Here is a 17,864-nt window from a genome sequence, read left to right as displayed (position 1 = left end):
AGGAATGTTTATGAATCCGTTACTTTCATTCAAATCTGTAAGTAAAGGCTTTGATGATGTACAAATTTTAGATGAAATTGATTTAGATATTGAATTAGGTTATTTTTATACATTATTAGGACCTTCTGGCTGTGGAAAAACGACAATATTAAAGTTGATTGCTGGGTTCGAGTATCCTGACAGTGGAGAAGTGATATACCAAAATAAACCTATCGGAAAGTTACCCCCCAATAAACGTAAAGTAAATACAGTATTCCAAGATTATGCGCTCTTTCCACATCTTAACGTTTATGACAATATTGCCTATGGCTTAAAATTAAAAAAATTAAGCAAGTCTGAGATAGATGAAAAGGTCATAGAAGCTTTAAAACTAGTGAAGTTACAAGGTTATGAACAACGACAAATTGAAGGCATGAGTGGGGGGCAAAAACAACGTGTAGCGATTGCTCGAGCGATAGTAAACGAACCTGAAATACTTTTACTTGATGAATCATTATCTGCATTAGATTTAAAATTGCGTACGGAAATGCAATATGAGCTACGTGAACTTCAATCTCGTTTAGGAATCACTTTCATATTTGTGACCCATGATCAAGAAGAGGCTTTAGCATTAAGTGATTATATCTTTGTTATGAAAGATGGGAAAATTCAACAGTTTGGTACGCCTATTGATATATATGATGAACCAGTTAATCGTTATGTCGCTGATTTTATTGGTGAATCAAATATCGTTGAAGGAAGAATGGTTAAAGATTTCGTGGTAAATATTTATGGTCAAAACTTTGAATGTGTAGATATGGGGATACCTGAAAATAAAAAAGTAGAAGTTGTAATTAGACCAGAAGACATATCACTCATTGATAAAGAACAAGGACTTTTTAAAGCAACTGTAGATTCAATGCTATTTAGAGGTGTACATTACGAAATTTGTTGTATTGATAGAAAAGGCTACGAATGGGTTATTCAATCTACTAAGAAAGCTGAAGTTGGAAGTGAAGTAGGTCTATTCTTTGAACCAGAAGCAATTCATATTATGGTACCTGGTGAAACTGAGGAAGAATTTGATAAACGTATAGAGAGTTATGAGGATGTAGACCATGCGTAATATCAATAAATTACTACTTGTTCCATATTTATTATGGATGGTTATTTTTATTATTATACCTGTAATTTTACTTGTTTATTTCTCATTCACAGACGTGCATGGTCATTTTAGTTTTACAAATTATGAACAAATTTTTTCGTTGCGCTATTTTAAAATGTTTGCGGATTCCATATGGTATGCATTTCTAATCACTCTCATTACTTTATTGATCAGTTATCCAGCAGCATACTTTATTGCTCAATCTAGATTTCAGAATATATTACTAATGGTAATGATTATTCCAACGTGGATTAATTTACTTCTGAAGACCTATGCTTTTATAGGGTTATTAAGTCATGATGGTATTATAAATCAAGCACTACATGTCTTTCACTTACCAGTATTTAATATGCTTTTCACAAGTGGAGCGTTTTTATTGGTTGCAAGTTATATTTATATCCCTTTTATGATTTTACCTATATTCAATAGTATGAAAGCAATACCTAATAACTTATTACAAGCTTCTAGTGATTTAGGTGCTAGTCCGTTAATTACTTTCAGAAAGGTCATCATTCCTTTAACTAAAGAGGGAGTAATGACGGGGATTCAAGTGACTTTTATACCTGCGTTATCACTATTCATGATTACGCGATTGATTGCAGGTAATAAAGTTATTAATATAGGTACATCGATTGAAGAGCAATTTCTAACAATTCAAAATTACGGTATGGGCTCTACAATTGCGTTATTCCTAATTATATTTATGGCCTTTATTTTAATCTTAACTAAATCTAAGTCATCTAATGGGAAGGGGTGAACGACGTGAAATGGTATGGAAAGATGTACATAGGTATTTTAATAGCAATACTTTATATACCGATATTTTTCTTGATGATATATTCATTTAACTCAGCTGGAAATATGATTCATTTTGAGCATTTCACGTTAGAACATTATCGTACTCTCTTCCAAGATGATCGATTAATATCTGTAATATTTAACACGGTTGCGGTCGCCCTATTAGCTGCATCAGTGTCTACGATAATTGGTACGTTTGGCGCAATTGCTTTATATTATTTACGCAATAAAAAATTCAAAGTAACATTATTGACTTTGAATAATGTACTCATGGTCTCATCGGATGTAGTTATTGGTGCATCATTTTTAATTATGTTTACCGCAATTGGACATTTTACTGGTTTAGGTTTAGGGTTCTTTACTGTATTAGCATCACATATCGCATTTTGTATACCTATCGTAGTGATTATTGTGTTACCACAACTTTATGAAATGAACGATAACATGTTGAACGCAGCTAGAGATTTAGGAGCTAATGAATCGCAATTATTGAGTAGCGTCATTATACCTAATATCATGCCTTCAATTATTGGTGGATTTTTCATGGCTTTAACATATTCTTTAGATGACTTTACAGTTAGCTTTTTCGTAACAGGAAACGGATTTAGTGTCTTATCTGTGGAAGTTTATGCAATGGCTAGAAAAGGTATAAGTATGGAAATTAATGCTATATCGACTATATTATTTATAGTTATTTTATTAGGTATCATAGGATATTATTTAATACAACACTTTGTTAAACGTCAAAAGACGGTGAAACGGGGTGTAAGTGAATGAAACGATTTCTACAACTTATCTTTTCTGCAGTAATTATTGGTATTTTATGTTTAGTTATGAGTCATTGGTTTAAATCTAAAGAGAACACCCAAACGCAAGAAAAGATTTATGTTTATAACTGGGGAGAATACATTGATCCTAGTTTGATTAAAAAGTTCGAAAAACAAACAGGCATACAAGTTGTATATGAAACGTTTGATTCAAATGAAGCCATGGAGGCCAAAATTCGTAATGGGGGTACACATTATGATGTGGCATTTCCAAGTGAGTACACCGTACAAAAGCTTAAGCGTTCCAATTTGTTAGTTCCTTTAGATCATACTAAAATACCCAACATCAAAAATCTTGATTCTGATTATATGAATATGTCTTATGATCCTCATAATAAATATTCATTACCTTATTTCTTTGGTACAGTGGGTATTTTATATAATAAAGATAAATATCCTCATGAAAATTTCAATAGTTGGAGTGATTTGTATCAATCTAAGTATAAAAATGATATTTTATTAGTAGACGGTGCTCGAGAAATGATGGGAATGGGATTAAACAAATTAGGTTATAGTTTGAATGATAACCATTCTTCTCATATTAAAAGAGCTGAAGTGGATTTAAAAAAATTAGTTCCACAAGTAAGAGGTGTCGTTGGTGATGAGATAACAATGATGCTTCAACAACATGAAGGTAACATCGCTGTAGTTTGGAGTGGTGTGGCAGCACCTTTAGTTCAAGGTAGTAATAAGTATAACTATGTCATTCCCAAAGAGGGATCTAATCTTTGGTTTGATAACATGGTTATTCCTAAAACTGCTCAGAATAAAGAAGGCGCATATAAATTTATGAACTTCTTATTAGATGAGAAAAATAATAAAAAGAATACAGAGTGGGTAGGCTATGCAACGCCTAATAAAGCAGCTAGAGATAAGCTACCTAAAGAAGTTAGAGAAGACCATAGATTTTACCCAACAAAAAAAGAACAAAATCGTTTGGAAGTTTATAAGGATTTAGGCCAGAAAACACTTAGCGAATATAACGAAAGCTTTTTAAATTTTAAAATGAACTTAAAATAGATTGATGATAAATAGTAGTTATTTACTCATATTTCTTATATAATGATTTGATAGTAAAGTAAGGAGTTGTAGCGGATGTCAGGAGAGCAATACACACAAATTAAGCGTCCAGTCGGTCGGCTAACTGAAAAAGTACTAGGTTGGTTTAGTTGGGTATTTTTACTCATATTGACGATTGTAACGATGTTTATTGCACTTGTATCATTTAGTAATGATACATCGATTGCTAATTTAGAAAATTCATTAAATAATAATGAGTTGGTTCAACAAATTTTAGGTAACAATGATTTAAGTACAACTCAATTTGTTATTTGGTTACAAAATGGTGTTTGGGCTATCATTGTTTACTTCATCATTTGTTTATTGATTTCATTCTTAGCTTTAATTTCAATGAATATTAGAATACTTTCAGGTTTCTTATTTCTATTAGCAGCTGTAGTTACGATTCCATTGGTATTATTAGTTGTCACATTAATTATTCCAATTTTATTCTTTATCGTCGCTATCATGATGTTTGCTAGAAAAAATCGGGTAGAAACCGTACCAGCATACTATAATGATGAGTATGGACAACCATACTATGATAATTATGAATACTATGATAATCGTAGACCACAGTCTACCTCTCATAATGACTATTACGAAGATGGGTACAATCACGGTTATTACGATGATTACGAACAACCACGTGATAATAAAGAATATAGAAACACACGTCGTAAACGCAGAAAAGAACGTCAACAAAGAGAAGCCTATGAAGCAGAGCACCAATATGAACCTCAACAACATGATGCTTATATGAATGATGAGTCAGAGAGTCATGTTTATGATGAGACAGATGATAAATATGCTCAATTTCCAAAACGTGCTGTAGAGAGTGAATACAAGTCCACTCAGCAGGAAGAAGAAGAACCGACGATTATGTCTAGACAGGCGAAATATAATAAGAAATCTAAAAAAGCTAAGCGTGATGAACAATTCCAAGAAGATTATTATCAAAATGAAGATGATAGTTACGGTTATGAGGATGGCTATGCTTACAACCAAGAGCCACAAGAACCTCAAGTTGATCCTAGAGAACTTAAGGCTCAACGCAAAAAAGAAAAAGCTGAAATTCGTGCGAAGAAAAGAGAAAAGAAAAAAGCTTATAATAAACGCATGAAAGAAAGAAGAAAGAATCAACCTAGTGCAGTCAATCAACGAAGAATGAATTATGAGGAACGTCGTCAAATGTTCCAAGGTGAACAACCTCAAGAAGATAATCAAGAGAACCAAGTTGAACACAAAGACGACACGGAAAATAAATAACACAATATAAGTGATTGACTTAAAATGAAAAGTCAATCACTTTTTTATATGTGTTCGCTATAAGTTCTAATTTTTAGTATTATTGTTTTAGAATGTAACTAAGAGGAGTGTAGCCTAATATGAATAGAAAAACAGAAACTATCTTAGCATGGATAGCTAATGGTTTAAGTATTATATATTTATTATTAACTTGTTTATCACTTTTAGTAATGAAAAGTGGTCAAAATCAACAACAATATAAAGATATAATGAAACAAATGTATGGCAATAATCAAAATGTATCCTCTGATATTTTGTTAGCCTCAATGATGATTTCAATTGGATTTTTAGCATTCTCTACAATATTAGGGATATTTGGAGCCTTAACAATCAAAGGGCGTAAAAATTTAGCAGGGGCCTTACTTATAGCTGCTGCAGTAACAGGTTTAATAACTATGAATTTCATTGCAATGATTTTATGGATTATTGCTGCTATTATGTTGTTTAGTAAAAAGAAAGACCGCAACAATCAGGCACATTATAATCAATCTCATAATAGAGAACAATTTAAAGATAATTACCATGAAAACAAACAATCACATAATAAAGAGTGGGATCCAGACAAAGAACTAAAAAATCACAAGAAAGATGATCCATACATTTATTAGGATTAAAAAGGGTAGAAATTTTACAATTTAAAATCTTTTTAAAGTAGATTATTTAAAAAAGGACATTATTCGACATACTTAATCTACTAAAAAAGCACAAAGATGATTTTTAATTGAATCATCTTTGTGCTTTTTTATGAATATATTGTATAAGAATTTTATAATTCTTGGAACGTTTGAATGATTAAGTAAACATTTAATCCACTTAGAATGACAATTAGCGTCCATGAAATAATATTAACCCACGTTTTATTAATAAAAGGTCCCATTAATTTTTTATTACTTGTAGCAAGTTGAAGCGGTATTAATGAGAAAGGTAATGCGATACTTAGAAATACTTGTGAAAATACAAGAAGTTGTTCAATTTTTTCAGAGTTGCCTTTAAAAATAATTAAACAAATGATAACTGGGATGACTGCAAGCGCTCGAGTAATCAAACGACGTAACCAGTTAGGAATTGATAATCGTAAAAATCCTTCCATCACAATTTGACCAGCCAAAGTACCTGTAATAGTAGAATTTTGTCCAGAAGCTAATAAAGCTACTGCAAATAGTGTACTCATCACGCTGCCTAAAGTTGCGCCTAATACGGGTTCAGTTTTTAAGGCATGATATAAATCGTAGAAACCACCTAAATCATTTGTTTTAGTTCCAAAAAATAGAGCTGCACCTAAAGTTAATAATAAACAATTAACTACAAAAGCTATAGATAATTGAAGGTTTGAATCAATTGTAGCGTACTTAATTGCTTGAGCTTTCTCTTCATTGTCATGTCGATCATATTTACGTGATTGAACAATTGAAGAATGTAGATATAAATTGTGAGGCATGATTGTCGCTCCAATAATACCTAAAGCAATATATAAAATGCCTTGATTAGTAACAATTTCTTTATGTGGTACAAAGCCATTCAATATATCAGTTAATTGTGGAGAAGATATAAAAACTTCAAATACAAATATCGCTAATACAGTAAATATCAATGTTCCAACGATGGCTTCAATTTTTCTGAAACCGAAGCGCATAATAAATAACAATAAGAAAACGTCGAATACGGTAATTAAGGCGCCGACAATTAATGGAATACCAAAAATTAAGTCTAACGCGATAGCACTACCAATAACTTCTGCGATGTCAGTAGCTATGATGGCTAATTCAGCGATAATCCAAAATATGATAGCTACAGGTTTACTTAAAAAATGACGTGTCATTTGCGCAAGATCTTTACCGGTTGCTATTCCTAATCTAACCGTCATACTTTGTAATAACATTGCTGCTAAACTTGAGATTAAAATCACGAATAGCAAGGTATAGCCATATTGTGCGCCACCTTGCATGGATGTAATCCAGTTGCCGGGGTCCATATAACCTACTGCCACGAGTAAACCAGGGCCTAAAAATGCTAAAAACTTCTGACTTGCACTACTTTTATGGTCAAAATGAATAGTATTATTTATTTCGTCTAAACTTCGTTGTTGTTCATAGTTGTCGTCTTTTAACTTCAATCATATCACTCCTAAAATCTTATGAAAATATATTAACCTAAACAAAAAGTTAGGTCAACCTAAAAATATTGTGCGACTATAAAAAAGCCTGAATAGAATTGTAATCATTCCATTCAAGCTTAAAAATGAAGATGTATTATTGATAAAATCTTAAAAACGCATCAAATGTTTCTTCAATAAACTGTAGAAAGGCTTTATCACTTTTTAATCTTTGATCAGAAGGCTGAATTTCTCGTGCTATAAAAAATTCACCTTTCTTAACATTAATTGCGCGATCAATAGCTTTATGAAGATCGTCATCGCTCATATCATTAATAAGTGTCTTTTCAGGTTTCATATGATCTAAGCAAACACTATAGTCTTCAGGTAAGTCTTTAATTTTATCGAAATGCTTTTTAAAGACTTTCATCTGATTGGCTTTATTTTTAGCCTCATGCATTACGCCGAACATTACAAATAATTGGTCTCTAAATAATCCAATTTGAAAATGTGGTAACATCTTATATCCACGTTTATTAGGAGCAAATGCTACCCACGTATCTTTAGGTGGATTAACACTACGACGCGCATGTTTAGCTACATGAGGGTAGAACTCTTCGCCAGTTTGAGTACTAAAATAATCTGCAAAGTATGTTCCTAAATTATTTAATTGAGGTCTAACATATTCATTGAGTGCTTCCATACGATTGTCTAGACCTTCGACATCGAAAGCTTTGAAATCTTTTGGAGCAAATGTATATTGAGTCATATTATGCCTCCTAATAATTGATTACATATATTGTAGCATAGTTAAGGATTTCTAACCTAAAGTATAAGCTTGTTAATTAAGCGTTTGAATTGTTTAAAATAAGGTAAATCTATGTGTATTAATATAATTTTGAAGATGACATCATGTATAATGGTAAGTAATAGGAGATGATACGATGGCATTATATGATTTTGCAAAGGGAATAATACTAGAGGCTGGTAATAAAGTTCGTCATATGATGAAAGATGATTTGGATATAGAAATGAAATCTAATCCGAATGATTTAGTCACGAATGTTGATAAGGCTACTGAAAATTATCTTTACGAAACGATTCATCACAATTATCCTGAACACCGAGTTATAGGTGAAGAAGGGCACGGACATAATTTAAAGGATACACAAGGCATCATTTGGGTCATAGATCCCATAGACGGTACGCTAAACTTCGTTCATCAAAAAGAAAATTTTGCGATATCAATTGGTATTTACCATGATGGTAAACCATTCGCTGGGTTCGTATATGATGTAATGAGAGACGTTCTATACCACACTAAAGTTGGTGAAGGTGCCTTTGAAAATAGCCATCAATTAAAGCCACTAGAAGATTTCGAACTTAAAACAAGTATCATTGGTATAAATCCTAACTGGTTAACTAAACCAATAATGGGCAAAGTGTTTGCGCCAATAGTAGAGGACGCTAGAAGTGCAAGAGCTTATGGTAGTGCTGCATTAGAAATTATAAGTGTGGCTAAAGGTCAACTCGCTGCGTACCTTACACCAAGATTACAACCATGGGATTTTGCTGGAGGCTTAATGATATTGAATGAAGTGGGAGGCGTAGGTAGTAACTTATTAGGGGACAGACTTGAAATGAACCACCCTAATTCTATTTTAATGGCTAACGCAAAACTTCATCGAGAGATACTTAATAACTATTTAAGTGAATTTGAAGAGACGATTGCTAAACATCATGAACAGCGATTTGGTAGAAAACGAGAAAAATAAAAGCAGAGACGACATTGAATCGTCTCTGCTTTAACTTGTTGATCTAACATTATAATGTTAGATGTCTATGTTACAGCCAGTTGTTTTCTCTGTATTTCTTTTTAACAGTGAAACCAACGCCAAATGTTGCAATGAGTAATATAAATGTTAAAATCATCCATGGAACATTAGCAGCACCTAATGCAAAACTAAAAGATACTAAGAAAATGACTGCTAAAATAGAGAATATCCAGAAGATGCCTTTTGATTTTTTTTGTTGCATCCCATACCCCACCTTTTACTTATCTTTTCACTAATATATGATATAATAAAACAGTTGTAATTAAAAGTGGGAGTTTACTCAAGAAAGGAAATTTATAAAATGACTAATTTAAGAGAAGATGTTCGTAATATAGCGATTATTGCGCACGTTGACCATGGTAAAACAACTTTAGTAGATGAGTTGCTTAAACAGTCTGGTATTTTCAGAGAAAATGAACATGTAGACGAACGTGCAATGGATTCAAACGATTTAGAAAGAGAACGTGGTATTACGATTCTTGCTAAAAATACAGCAATTGATTATAAAGGCACACGTATTAATATCTTAGACACACCTGGCCATGCCGATTTCGGTGGGGAAGTTGAACGTATTATGAAAATGGTTGATGGTGTTGTTCTTGTAGTTGATGCATATGAAGGTACAATGCCACAAACTCGTTTTGTTCTTAAAAAAGCATTAGAACAAAATTTAAAACCAGTAGTAGTTGTAAATAAAATTGATAAACCAGCTGCACGTCCTGAAGGCGTAGTAGATGAAGTATTAGACTTATTTATCGAATTAGAAGCAAATGATGAACAGTTAGATTTTCCAGTTGTTTATGCTTCAGCAGTAAACGGTACAGCAAGCCTTGAATCAGATAACCAAGATGAAAACATGCAATCATTATTTGAAACAATAATTGATTATGTTCCCGCTCCAATTGATAATCAAGATGAACCGTTACAATTCCAAGTCGCATTATTAGATTATAATGACTATGTTGGACGTATTGGAGTTGGTCGCGTATTTAGAGGTAAAATGCGTGTTGGAGATAACGTATCATTAATTAAGTTAGATGGCTCAATCAAGAATTTCCGAGTAACTAAAATATTTGGTTACTTTGGTTTAAAACGTGAAGAAATTGAAGAAGCACAAGCTGGAGACTTAATCGCTGTGTCAGGAATGGAAGATATCAATGTTGGTGAAACTGTGACACCTCATGATCATCAAGAAGCGTTACCTGTGTTACGTATTGACGAACCAACACTTGAAATGACTTTCCGAGTAAATAATTCACCATTTGCTGGTCGAGAAGGTGACTATGTCACTGCACGTCAAATTCAAGAAAGATTAGAGCAACAACTTGAAACAGACGTTTCATTAAAAGTTACTCCAACAGACCAACCAGATGCTTGGATTGTAGCTGGACGCGGTGAGTTACACCTTTCAATCTTAATTGAAAATATGAGACGTGAAGGTTTTGAATTACAAGTTTCTAAACCTCAAGTTATTTTAAGAGAAATCGACGGCGTGTTAAGCGAACCATTTGAACGTGTACAATGTGAGGTACCTTCTGAAAACGCTGGTGCAGTAATTGAATCTCTAGGTGCACGTAAAGGTGAAATGTTAGATATGATGACTACTGATAATGGTCTTACGCGTCTTATCTTTATGGTACCAGCACGTGGTATGATTGGTTATACTACAGAATTTATGTCTATGACACGTGGTTATGGTATTATTAACCATACTTTCGAAGAATTTAGACCTCGTGTTAAAGCTCAAATAGGTGGGCGTCGTAACGGTGCTTTAATCTCAATGGACCAAGGTCAAGCTACATCATATGCAATTATTAACTTAGAAGACCGTGGTGTAAACTTCATGGAACCAGGTACAGAAGTTTATGAAGGTATGATAGTTGGTGAACATAACCGTGAAAATGACTTAACAGTTAATATTACGAAAGCGAAGCATCAAACTAACGTACGCTCTGCTACGAAAGATCAAACTCAAACGATGAATCGTCCTAGAATTTTAACTTTAGAAGAAGCATTACAATTTATCAATGACGATGAATTAGTTGAAGTTACACCAGAAAATATTAGATTAAGAAAGAAAATCTTAAACAAATCAGCACGTGAAAAAGAAGCAAAACGCGTTAAACAAATGATGCAAGAAGATCAATAATATAGATAAAAGGTGCGGCTTAAGTTATGGGTAACTTAAACCGCACCTTTTTTATAATTCATCTTTATCGATTGAATGATTTTCTGTTTTAGAAATGTCTTCCATCACTTGTGGTTTGCGTTGTTTAGGTGTATCTAAACGACTTTTACAATCATCGCACATAAAGGTGCGAATAGGATTGTTTCTTAAGCGTTTAGCCTCAACTGTTTGTTCATCAATAAACACTTTTGTATCACAAATGATACATTGAACTTCTAGCACATTAAATCACCTCTATATGAGTTACATATTTGAATTCATATGTATACCCATCCTCTGGCACATAAACAAAGCTATCAACGGCATTGTCGCTATATAATCGTTTGCCATCTTTCGCGAATTGGAAGAATAAGTAAGGTAATAATTCAATTGGTATTTCGATAGCATCATTATCATTATAAAGTTTTATTGCTGTTGCTTTATCGTGTGGTTCAGCATTTTTGAAAAATGGTGTCATATTAATGACGAAAGATCCCTCTAAAACTGAACGCTTTTTATATTTAATTTCTGAATCAAGTGTAGGTGGATTGGTTTGTCCTTCTAAAATAGCTCGATTCCATTCAGTGTTATCTTCGAAGTTAACAGGTCTAGTACCGTCGAAAACCCCACGTTCTAAATCATCGATACTCACTTTTCTGTCATCGAAAATCCAAGTTGTACTATCCAAAGAGATAGGAAACTTAACTGCGCCCTTAATTTGGATCATATATGCCCACTCCCTCATTTTTTATCTTTAATTATTTTAACATAAAATCATAGTGACTTAATTTAAATTCACTTGCTTTTTAATACCTATTAAGATAAACTTCTAATGTGAAGATATTAATTGAAATGATAGGGGGAGTATGTCATGGCTAACCAATCGAAATTAAATAATGCGGCATATGACCAGTTGAATAAAGATGCTGATAGAATCTTACATCTTATTAAAGTTCAGATGGATAACTTAACTTTACCTTCTTGTCCGCTTTATGAAGAAGTGTTAGATACTCAAATGTTTGGCCTTCAAAAAGAGGTTGATTTCGCTGTTCAACTTGGTTTAGTTGATAAAGAAGATGGTAAGCAATTAATGTTAAGATTAGAAAAAGAACTTTCTAAATTACATGAAGCTTTCACAAATGTTTAATGTTTTACTTCCAATAGATTTAGCATAACGCACGTATTTAAAGTGTCAATATGAATGCGTTAATAACATATATATTTACGACAACGTATAGACTTAATCGTACATATACGTCATCGTATGAGTGACTGAGATGATATCTGAACGTGATATCTTTCTCAGTCATTTTTGTTTCATGCTTATGCTATAAAATAAGTTGATGCTTAACCTAATAATATTTGTTTAATTGAAGGGTTCAAGTATATAATAGGTAAGACAGCTTTTTAAAAAGTGAAGATAAATGAACTAAGTCAACGAAGTAATTAACTTTAAAAATTTAGAATTGGATGATCTAGTATATGAATAATTTTAAAAATATAATGCGGTATATTGGAAAAACTTCTAAATTTATCGATTATCCATTATTAATTACATACGTACTCCTGTGTTTGATTGGATTAGTAATGGTATACAGCGCAAGTATGGTAGCTGCAACTAAAGGTACTTTAACTGGTGGTGTAGCCGTTGCAGGAACTTACTTCTATAACAGACAACTTTTATACGTTATTATGAGTTTCGCTATAGTCTTTTTTATGGCATTTATTATGAATGTAAAAGTCCTAAAGAAGCCTAATGTTCAAAAAGGAATGATGATTGGTATTTTCGTACTACTATTACTGACTTTAGTTATTGGTAAAAATATCAATGGTTCCAAGAGTTGGATTAATTTAGGTTTTATGAATCTACAAGCATCAGAGTTACTAAAAATTGCCATCATTCTTTACATACCATTTATGATTGAAAAGAAAATGCCTGCAGTAAGACAGAACATCAAGTTAATCTTAGGTCCAATTCTATTCGTAGTAACGTGTTTGGTTCTTGTTCTTTTCCAAAAGGACGTTGGGCAAACGATGTTAATACTAATCATCTTCTTCTCAATTATTTTCTATTCTGGTATTGGTGTTCAGAATATGTTGAAGTGGGGATTATTAGTAGCTTTAGGATTTGTTATTATTGCATCGTTTATGTTGATACTACATATGGTTCCTAGTTATTTAGAAGCACGTTTTAGTACGTTGACAAATCCATTTGGACAAGAATCAGGAACAGGGTATCATATTTCTAATTCCTTAATGGCGATAGGTAATGGTGGATTATTTGGACGTGGATTAGGTAACAGTATAATGAAATTGGGTTACTTGCCAGAACCTCATACTGATTTTATCTTTGCGGTGATATGCGAAGAGTTAGGTTTAGTGGGTGGCTTATTAGTAATTATTTTAGAATATTTCATTGTATATCGAGCATTCCAATTAGCTAATAAAACAAATTCTTATTTTTACAAATTAGTTTGCGTCGGTATCGCAAGTTATATAGGAAGCCAAACATTTGTTAATATCGGTGGTATTTCAGCTACAATCCCATTAACAGGTGTACCGTTACCATTTATTAGTTTTGGTGGTTCAGCAATGATTAGTTTAAGTATTGCCATGGGTCTTTTATTAATTACTGCTAAACAAATCAAACAAGATGATAAACGCCAAAAGCAACGTAAAATCGATATGAAACGCCGTTATAATTAAATAAGTTATTAAAGACAATCTATAGTTAAATGATTTTCAAGAAGTTGAGATCAAGCTACTATAGATTGTCTTTTTTATTATTTTAAAAATTAAAATAATGTAAAGCATTTATTCTAAACTAGCACATATGTACTATTAATGATAAAATTATGTTATCGATAATAATAAGATTATCTGAAGTTATAGATTTGATAGTGTAGAGAAATTTCATGATCATTTTGTTGCATTGTAAAGTGTTACAAAAAATTAAATTATCTTTAACTTTGTAAATTACTATAGAATTATTCAATCATTTAAGATAAAATCTTATTATCTAATTAGTTAGAAAATTCAAAAAATACGAGGGGTGTCTTCGCTTTTGAAACATATAAAGAAGTTACTTGTTGCTAACCGTGGTGAAATTGCCATCAGGATTTTTAGAGCAGCAGCAGAGTTAAATATCAATACAGTAGCAATATATTCTAATGAAGATAAAAGTTCATTACATAGATATAAGGCAGACGAATCTTACTTAGTTGGTAGTGATTTGGGACCTGCTGAAAGTTATTTAAACATTGAACGCATCATCGAGGTAGCGAAACGTGCAGGTGTAGATGCGATTCACCCTGGATATGGTTTTCTAAGTGAAAATGAACAGTTCGCACGTCGATGTGCGGAAGAAAATATTAAATTTATAGGTCCCCATCTTGAACATTTAGATATGTTTGGAGATAAGGTCAAAGCGAGAACAACTGCTATTAAAGCCGATTTGCCTGTTATTCCAGGTACAGATGGGCCTATTGAAAGTTTTGAAGCAGCCAAACAATTCGCAGAAGAAGCTGGCTTTCCACTAATGATTAAAGCGACTAGTGGTGGAGGCGGTAAAGGTATGCGTATTGTACGGGAAGAAAGTGAACTTGAAGATGCTTTCCACCGTGCTAAATCAGAAGCTGAAAAGTCTTTTGGCAATAGCGAAGTTTATATTGAAAGATATATTGATAATCCTAAACATATTGAAGTACAAGTTATTGGTGATGAACTAGGTAATATTATACATTTGTATGAAAGAGATTGTTCAGTACAACGACGCCATCAGAAAGTTGTTGAAGTTGCGCCTTCAGTAGGATTATCAAACAGTTTAAGAGAACGTATTTGTGAAGCAGCTATTCAGTTGATGGAGAATATTAAATACGTAAATGCTGGAACAGTTGAATTTTTAGTCTCAGGTGATGAATTCTTCTTTATTGAAGTCAATCCACGTGTACAAGTTGAACATACAATTACTGAGATGATCACAGGTATAGATATTGTTAAAACTCAAATTTTAGTGGCTGATGGCGAGTCACTTTTTGGTGATAGAATTGCTATGCCAAAACAACAAGATATTCAAACGCTTGGATATGCGATTCAATGTCGTATTACTACTGAAGACCCATTGAATGATTTTATGCCAGATTCAGGAACAATCATCGCATACCGTTCGAGCGGTGGATTTGGAGTTAGATTGGATGCTGGCGATGGTTTCCAAGGAGCTGAAATCTCACCATATTATGATTCTCTATTGGTTAAATTATCTACACATGCGTTTTCTTATAAACAAGCTGAAGAAAAAATGGAACGTTCACTACGAGAAATGCGTATACGTGGAGTTAAAACCAACATTCCGTTTTTAATCAACGTGATGCGAAATGATAAATTTAGAAGTGGAGATTATACAACTAAATTTATAGAAGAAACACCAGAATTATTCAATATTGCACCTACACTTGATAGGGGTACTAAGACACTAGAATATATTGGGAATGTAACTATAAATGGCTTCCCTAATGTGGAACAACGCCCTAAACCAGATTACGAATCAACATCAATTCCGAGAGTATCTCAAGATCGTGTTAATCAATTATCTGGAACGAAACAAATTTTAGATGACCAAGGACCTAGGGGGCTTGCTGATTGGGTACGAGCACAGGAAGACGTACTCATTACAGATACCACTTTCAGAGATGCACATCAGTCATTATTAGCTACTCGTGTAAGAACGAAAGACATGATGAATATTGCGTCTAAAACTGCTGAAGTATTTAAAGATAGCTTTTCATTAGAAATGTGGGGTGGCGCAACCTTTGATGTGGCATATAATTTTTTAAAAGAGAATCCTTGGGAACGTTTAGAAAGATTGCGTAAAGCAATACCTAATGTCTTGTTCCAAATGTTATTACGTGCATCTAACGCCGTTGGTTACAAAAATTATCCTGATAATGTAATTAAGAAATTTGTACATGAAAGTGCTAACGCAGGTGTAGATGTCTTCCGTATCTTCGATTCATTAAACTGGGTCGATCAAATGAAAATTGCTAATGAAGCCGTGCAAGAAGCAGGTAAAATATCTGAAGGTGCAATTTGTTACACAGGCGATATTTTAAATGTCGAACGTTCTAATATCTATACATTAGATTACTACGTGAAAATGGCTAAAGAATTAGAAAGAGAAGGATTCCATATTTTAGCAATTAAAGACATGGCTGGACTGCTGAAACCAAAAGCAGCAAATGAATTAATCGGTGAATTACGTGCAGCAATTAATTTACCAATTCATCTCCATACACATGATACAAGTGGAAATGGTTTGCTAACTTATAAACAAGCTATTGACGCAGGTGTAGATATCATAGATACAGCTGTTGCTTCAATGAGTGGATTGACAAGTCAGCCTAGTGCGAATTCTTTATATTATGCACTCAATGGTTTCCCACGCAACTTAAGAACTGATATTGAAGGTTTAGAAGAATTAAGTCATTACTGGGCTACTGTTCGTCCTTACTATGCTGACTTTGAAAGTGATATTAAATCACCTAACACTGAAATATATCAACACGAAATGCCTGGAGGTCAGTACTCTAATTTAAGTCAACAAGCTAAAAGTTTAGGATTAGGTGGGCGCTTTGACGAAGTAAAAGATATGTATCGTAGAGTGAATTTCTTATTTGGTGATATAGTTAAGGTAACACCATCTTCTAAAGTAGTGGGAGATATGGCGCTCTACATGGTGCAGAATGATTTAGATGAATCATCAGTACTTAGCGATGGGTATAAACTTGATTTTCCTGAATCAGTGGTTTCATTCTTTAAAGGTGAAATTGGTCAGCCAGTAAATGGGTTTAATCGAAAATTACAAGAAGTTATTCTCAAAGGCCAACAACCACTTACTGAGAGACCTGGAGAATATTTAGAGCCTGTTGACTTTGACGAGATTCGTGAAGAGTTAGCTGAAAAGCAACAGGGTGAAGTGACTGAACAAGATGTTATAAGCTATGTCCTATATCCGAAAGTGTATAACCAATATATTCAAACAAAAGAGCAATATGGTGATCTATCATTACTTGATACACCGACATTCTTGTTTGGTATGCGTAATGGTGAAACCGTTGAAATAGAAATTGATACGGGTAAACGATTAATAATTAAACTCGAAACAATTAGTGAACCTGATGAAAATGGTAATCGTACAATTTATTATGCTATGAATGGTCAAGCACGTCGAATTTATATTAAAGACGAAAATGTGAAGACAAATGCTAATGTGAAACCTAAAGCTGATAAAACTAATCCTAGCCATATAGGAGCTCAAATGCCTGGATCTGTCACTGAGGTTAAAGTTGCTGTAGGTGATGAAGTTAAAGCAAATCAACCATTGTTGATTACTGAAGCTATGAAGATGGAAACTACTATACAAGCACCATTTGATGGTGTAATTAAACAAGTTACTGTAGTGAGTGGTGATGCCATTGCAACCGGCGATCTACTTATTGAAATAGAAAAGCTATCATAATATGCGAAACCCGCCCGATTGTGTGAGGATTAAAAGTTTACACAATCGGGCGGGCTTTTATATACGCTGGCAATAATGTATGACATATGTGTGGGTATATAGAACGCGCCCTTCAAGGTA

General features: G+C 33.1%; 16 protein-coding genes. 11 read left to right on the top strand and 5 right to left on the bottom strand.

Translation table 11 applies throughout. The features are described 5' to 3' along the window. The first annotated feature begins 10 nt into the window (after window positions 1–10). The 6 genes from MHI13_RS14410 to MHI13_RS14385 all read left to right on the top strand — a co-directional run bounded on the left by MHI13_RS14410 (window position 11) and on the right by MHI13_RS14385 (window position 5,744). Window positions 11–1,105 carry an ABC transporter ATP-binding protein gene (locus MHI13_RS14410; protein ID WP_064210247.1) on the top strand — a complete coding sequence of 365 codons (1,095 nt, stop codon included), beginning with the start codon at window positions 11–13 and terminating at the stop codon, window positions 1,103–1,105. Further along, entirely contained in the window at window positions 1,098–1,901 is an 804-nt protein-coding gene (locus MHI13_RS14405; RefSeq protein WP_023350465.1) for an ABC transporter permease, read from the top strand. Before MHI13_RS14410 ends, MHI13_RS14405 begins: the two co-directional genes overlap by 8 nt. A 5-nt stretch (window positions 1,902–1,906) precedes the next feature. Further along, on the top strand, window positions 1,907–2,719 hold the full coding sequence (locus MHI13_RS14400; protein WP_064210246.1) for an ABC transporter permease: 813 nt from the start codon (window positions 1,907–1,909) through the stop codon (window positions 2,717–2,719). Then, window positions 2,716–3,789, top strand: coding sequence for an ABC transporter substrate-binding protein (locus MHI13_RS14395; RefSeq protein WP_064210245.1), 1,074 nt, complete (start codon window positions 2,716–2,718; stop codon window positions 3,787–3,789). The genes MHI13_RS14400 and MHI13_RS14395 overlap by 4 nt, the downstream gene beginning before the upstream one ends. Before the next feature lie 75 nt (window positions 3,790–3,864). Beyond that, the gene (gene auxB / locus MHI13_RS14390) at window positions 3,865–5,097 is read left to right on the top strand and encodes a lipoteichoic acid stability factor AuxB (protein ID WP_064210244.1); all 1,233 of its coding nucleotides are present in this window, start codon (window positions 3,865–3,867) and stop codon (window positions 5,095–5,097) included. A 119-nt stretch (window positions 5,098–5,216) separates the two neighbouring features. Continuing rightward, a complete protein-coding gene (locus MHI13_RS14385) occupies window positions 5,217–5,744 on the top strand; it encodes a DUF4064 domain-containing protein (protein ID WP_064210243.1) in 528 nt (175 codons plus the stop codon). 158 nt (window positions 5,745–5,902) lie between these two features. Here the strand turns inward: MHI13_RS14385 and MHI13_RS14380 are convergent, their stop codons facing one another. After that, window positions 5,903–7,249, bottom strand: a complete 1,347-nt coding sequence (locus tag MHI13_RS14380; RefSeq protein WP_064210242.1) for an Nramp family divalent metal transporter — start codon at window positions 7,247–7,249, stop codon at window positions 5,903–5,905. Window positions 7,250–7,385: 136 nt separating this feature from the next. Further along, window positions 7,386–7,997 (bottom strand): YktB family protein, encoded by a 612-nt coding sequence (locus MHI13_RS14375; RefSeq protein ID WP_047796135.1) that lies wholly within the window; start codon window positions 7,995–7,997, stop codon window positions 7,386–7,388. 175 nt (window positions 7,998–8,172) lie between these two features. On the opposite strand from MHI13_RS14375, the gene MHI13_RS14370 reads away from it, so the two are divergent. Further along, the gene (locus MHI13_RS14370; protein ID WP_064210241.1) at window positions 8,173–9,003 is read left to right on the top strand and encodes an inositol monophosphatase family protein; all 831 of its coding nucleotides are present in this window, start codon (window positions 8,173–8,175) and stop codon (window positions 9,001–9,003) included. A gap of 70 nt (window positions 9,004–9,073) precedes the next feature. On the opposite strand, the gene MHI13_RS14365 is transcribed toward MHI13_RS14370, so the two are convergent. Next, window positions 9,074–9,265, bottom strand: a complete 192-nt coding sequence (locus tag MHI13_RS14365) for a DUF5325 family protein (protein WP_002435391.1) — start codon at window positions 9,263–9,265, stop codon at window positions 9,074–9,076. Between the two features lie 99 nt (window positions 9,266–9,364). Between MHI13_RS14365 and typA the strand changes: the two genes are divergently transcribed. Further along, entirely contained in the window at window positions 9,365–11,212 is a 1,848-nt protein-coding gene (typA, locus tag MHI13_RS14360) for a translational GTPase TypA (RefSeq protein ID WP_023350459.1), read from the top strand. A 51-nt stretch (window positions 11,213–11,263) separates the two neighbouring features. Here typA and MHI13_RS14355 read toward each other — a convergent pair whose 3' ends face one another. After that, entirely contained in the window at window positions 11,264–11,473 is a 210-nt protein-coding gene (locus MHI13_RS14355; protein ID WP_030065216.1) for a DUF2197 domain-containing protein, read from the bottom strand. 1 nt (window position 11,474) lies between these two features. After that, on the bottom strand, window positions 11,475–11,957 hold the full coding sequence (locus tag MHI13_RS14350) for a hypothetical protein (protein ID WP_023350458.1): 483 nt from the start codon (window positions 11,955–11,957) through the stop codon (window positions 11,475–11,477). Between the two features lie 144 nt (window positions 11,958–12,101). Here MHI13_RS14350 and MHI13_RS14345 point away from each other — a divergent pair, with 144 nt between their 5' ends. From MHI13_RS14345 to MHI13_RS14335, 3 genes are all read left to right on the top strand, one after another. After that, window positions 12,102–12,377, top strand: a complete 276-nt coding sequence (locus tag MHI13_RS14345; RefSeq protein WP_002435383.1) for a YlaN family protein — start codon at window positions 12,102–12,104, stop codon at window positions 12,375–12,377. A 335-nt stretch (window positions 12,378–12,712) separates the two neighbouring features. After that, window positions 12,713–13,936, top strand: a complete 1,224-nt coding sequence (gene ftsW, locus MHI13_RS14340; protein WP_002435326.1) for a cell division peptidoglycan polymerase FtsW — start codon at window positions 12,713–12,715, stop codon at window positions 13,934–13,936. Between the two features lie 358 nt (window positions 13,937–14,294). Continuing rightward, on the top strand, window positions 14,295–17,744 hold the full coding sequence (locus MHI13_RS14335) for a pyruvate carboxylase (protein WP_064210240.1): 3,450 nt from the start codon (window positions 14,295–14,297) through the stop codon (window positions 17,742–17,744). The last annotated feature ends 120 nt before the right edge of the window (window positions 17,745–17,864 follow it).

It is taken from the genome of Staphylococcus sp. FSL K6-0223 (assembly GCF_038008285.1).
This window is presented reverse-complemented; position numbering and strand designations above follow the sequence as displayed.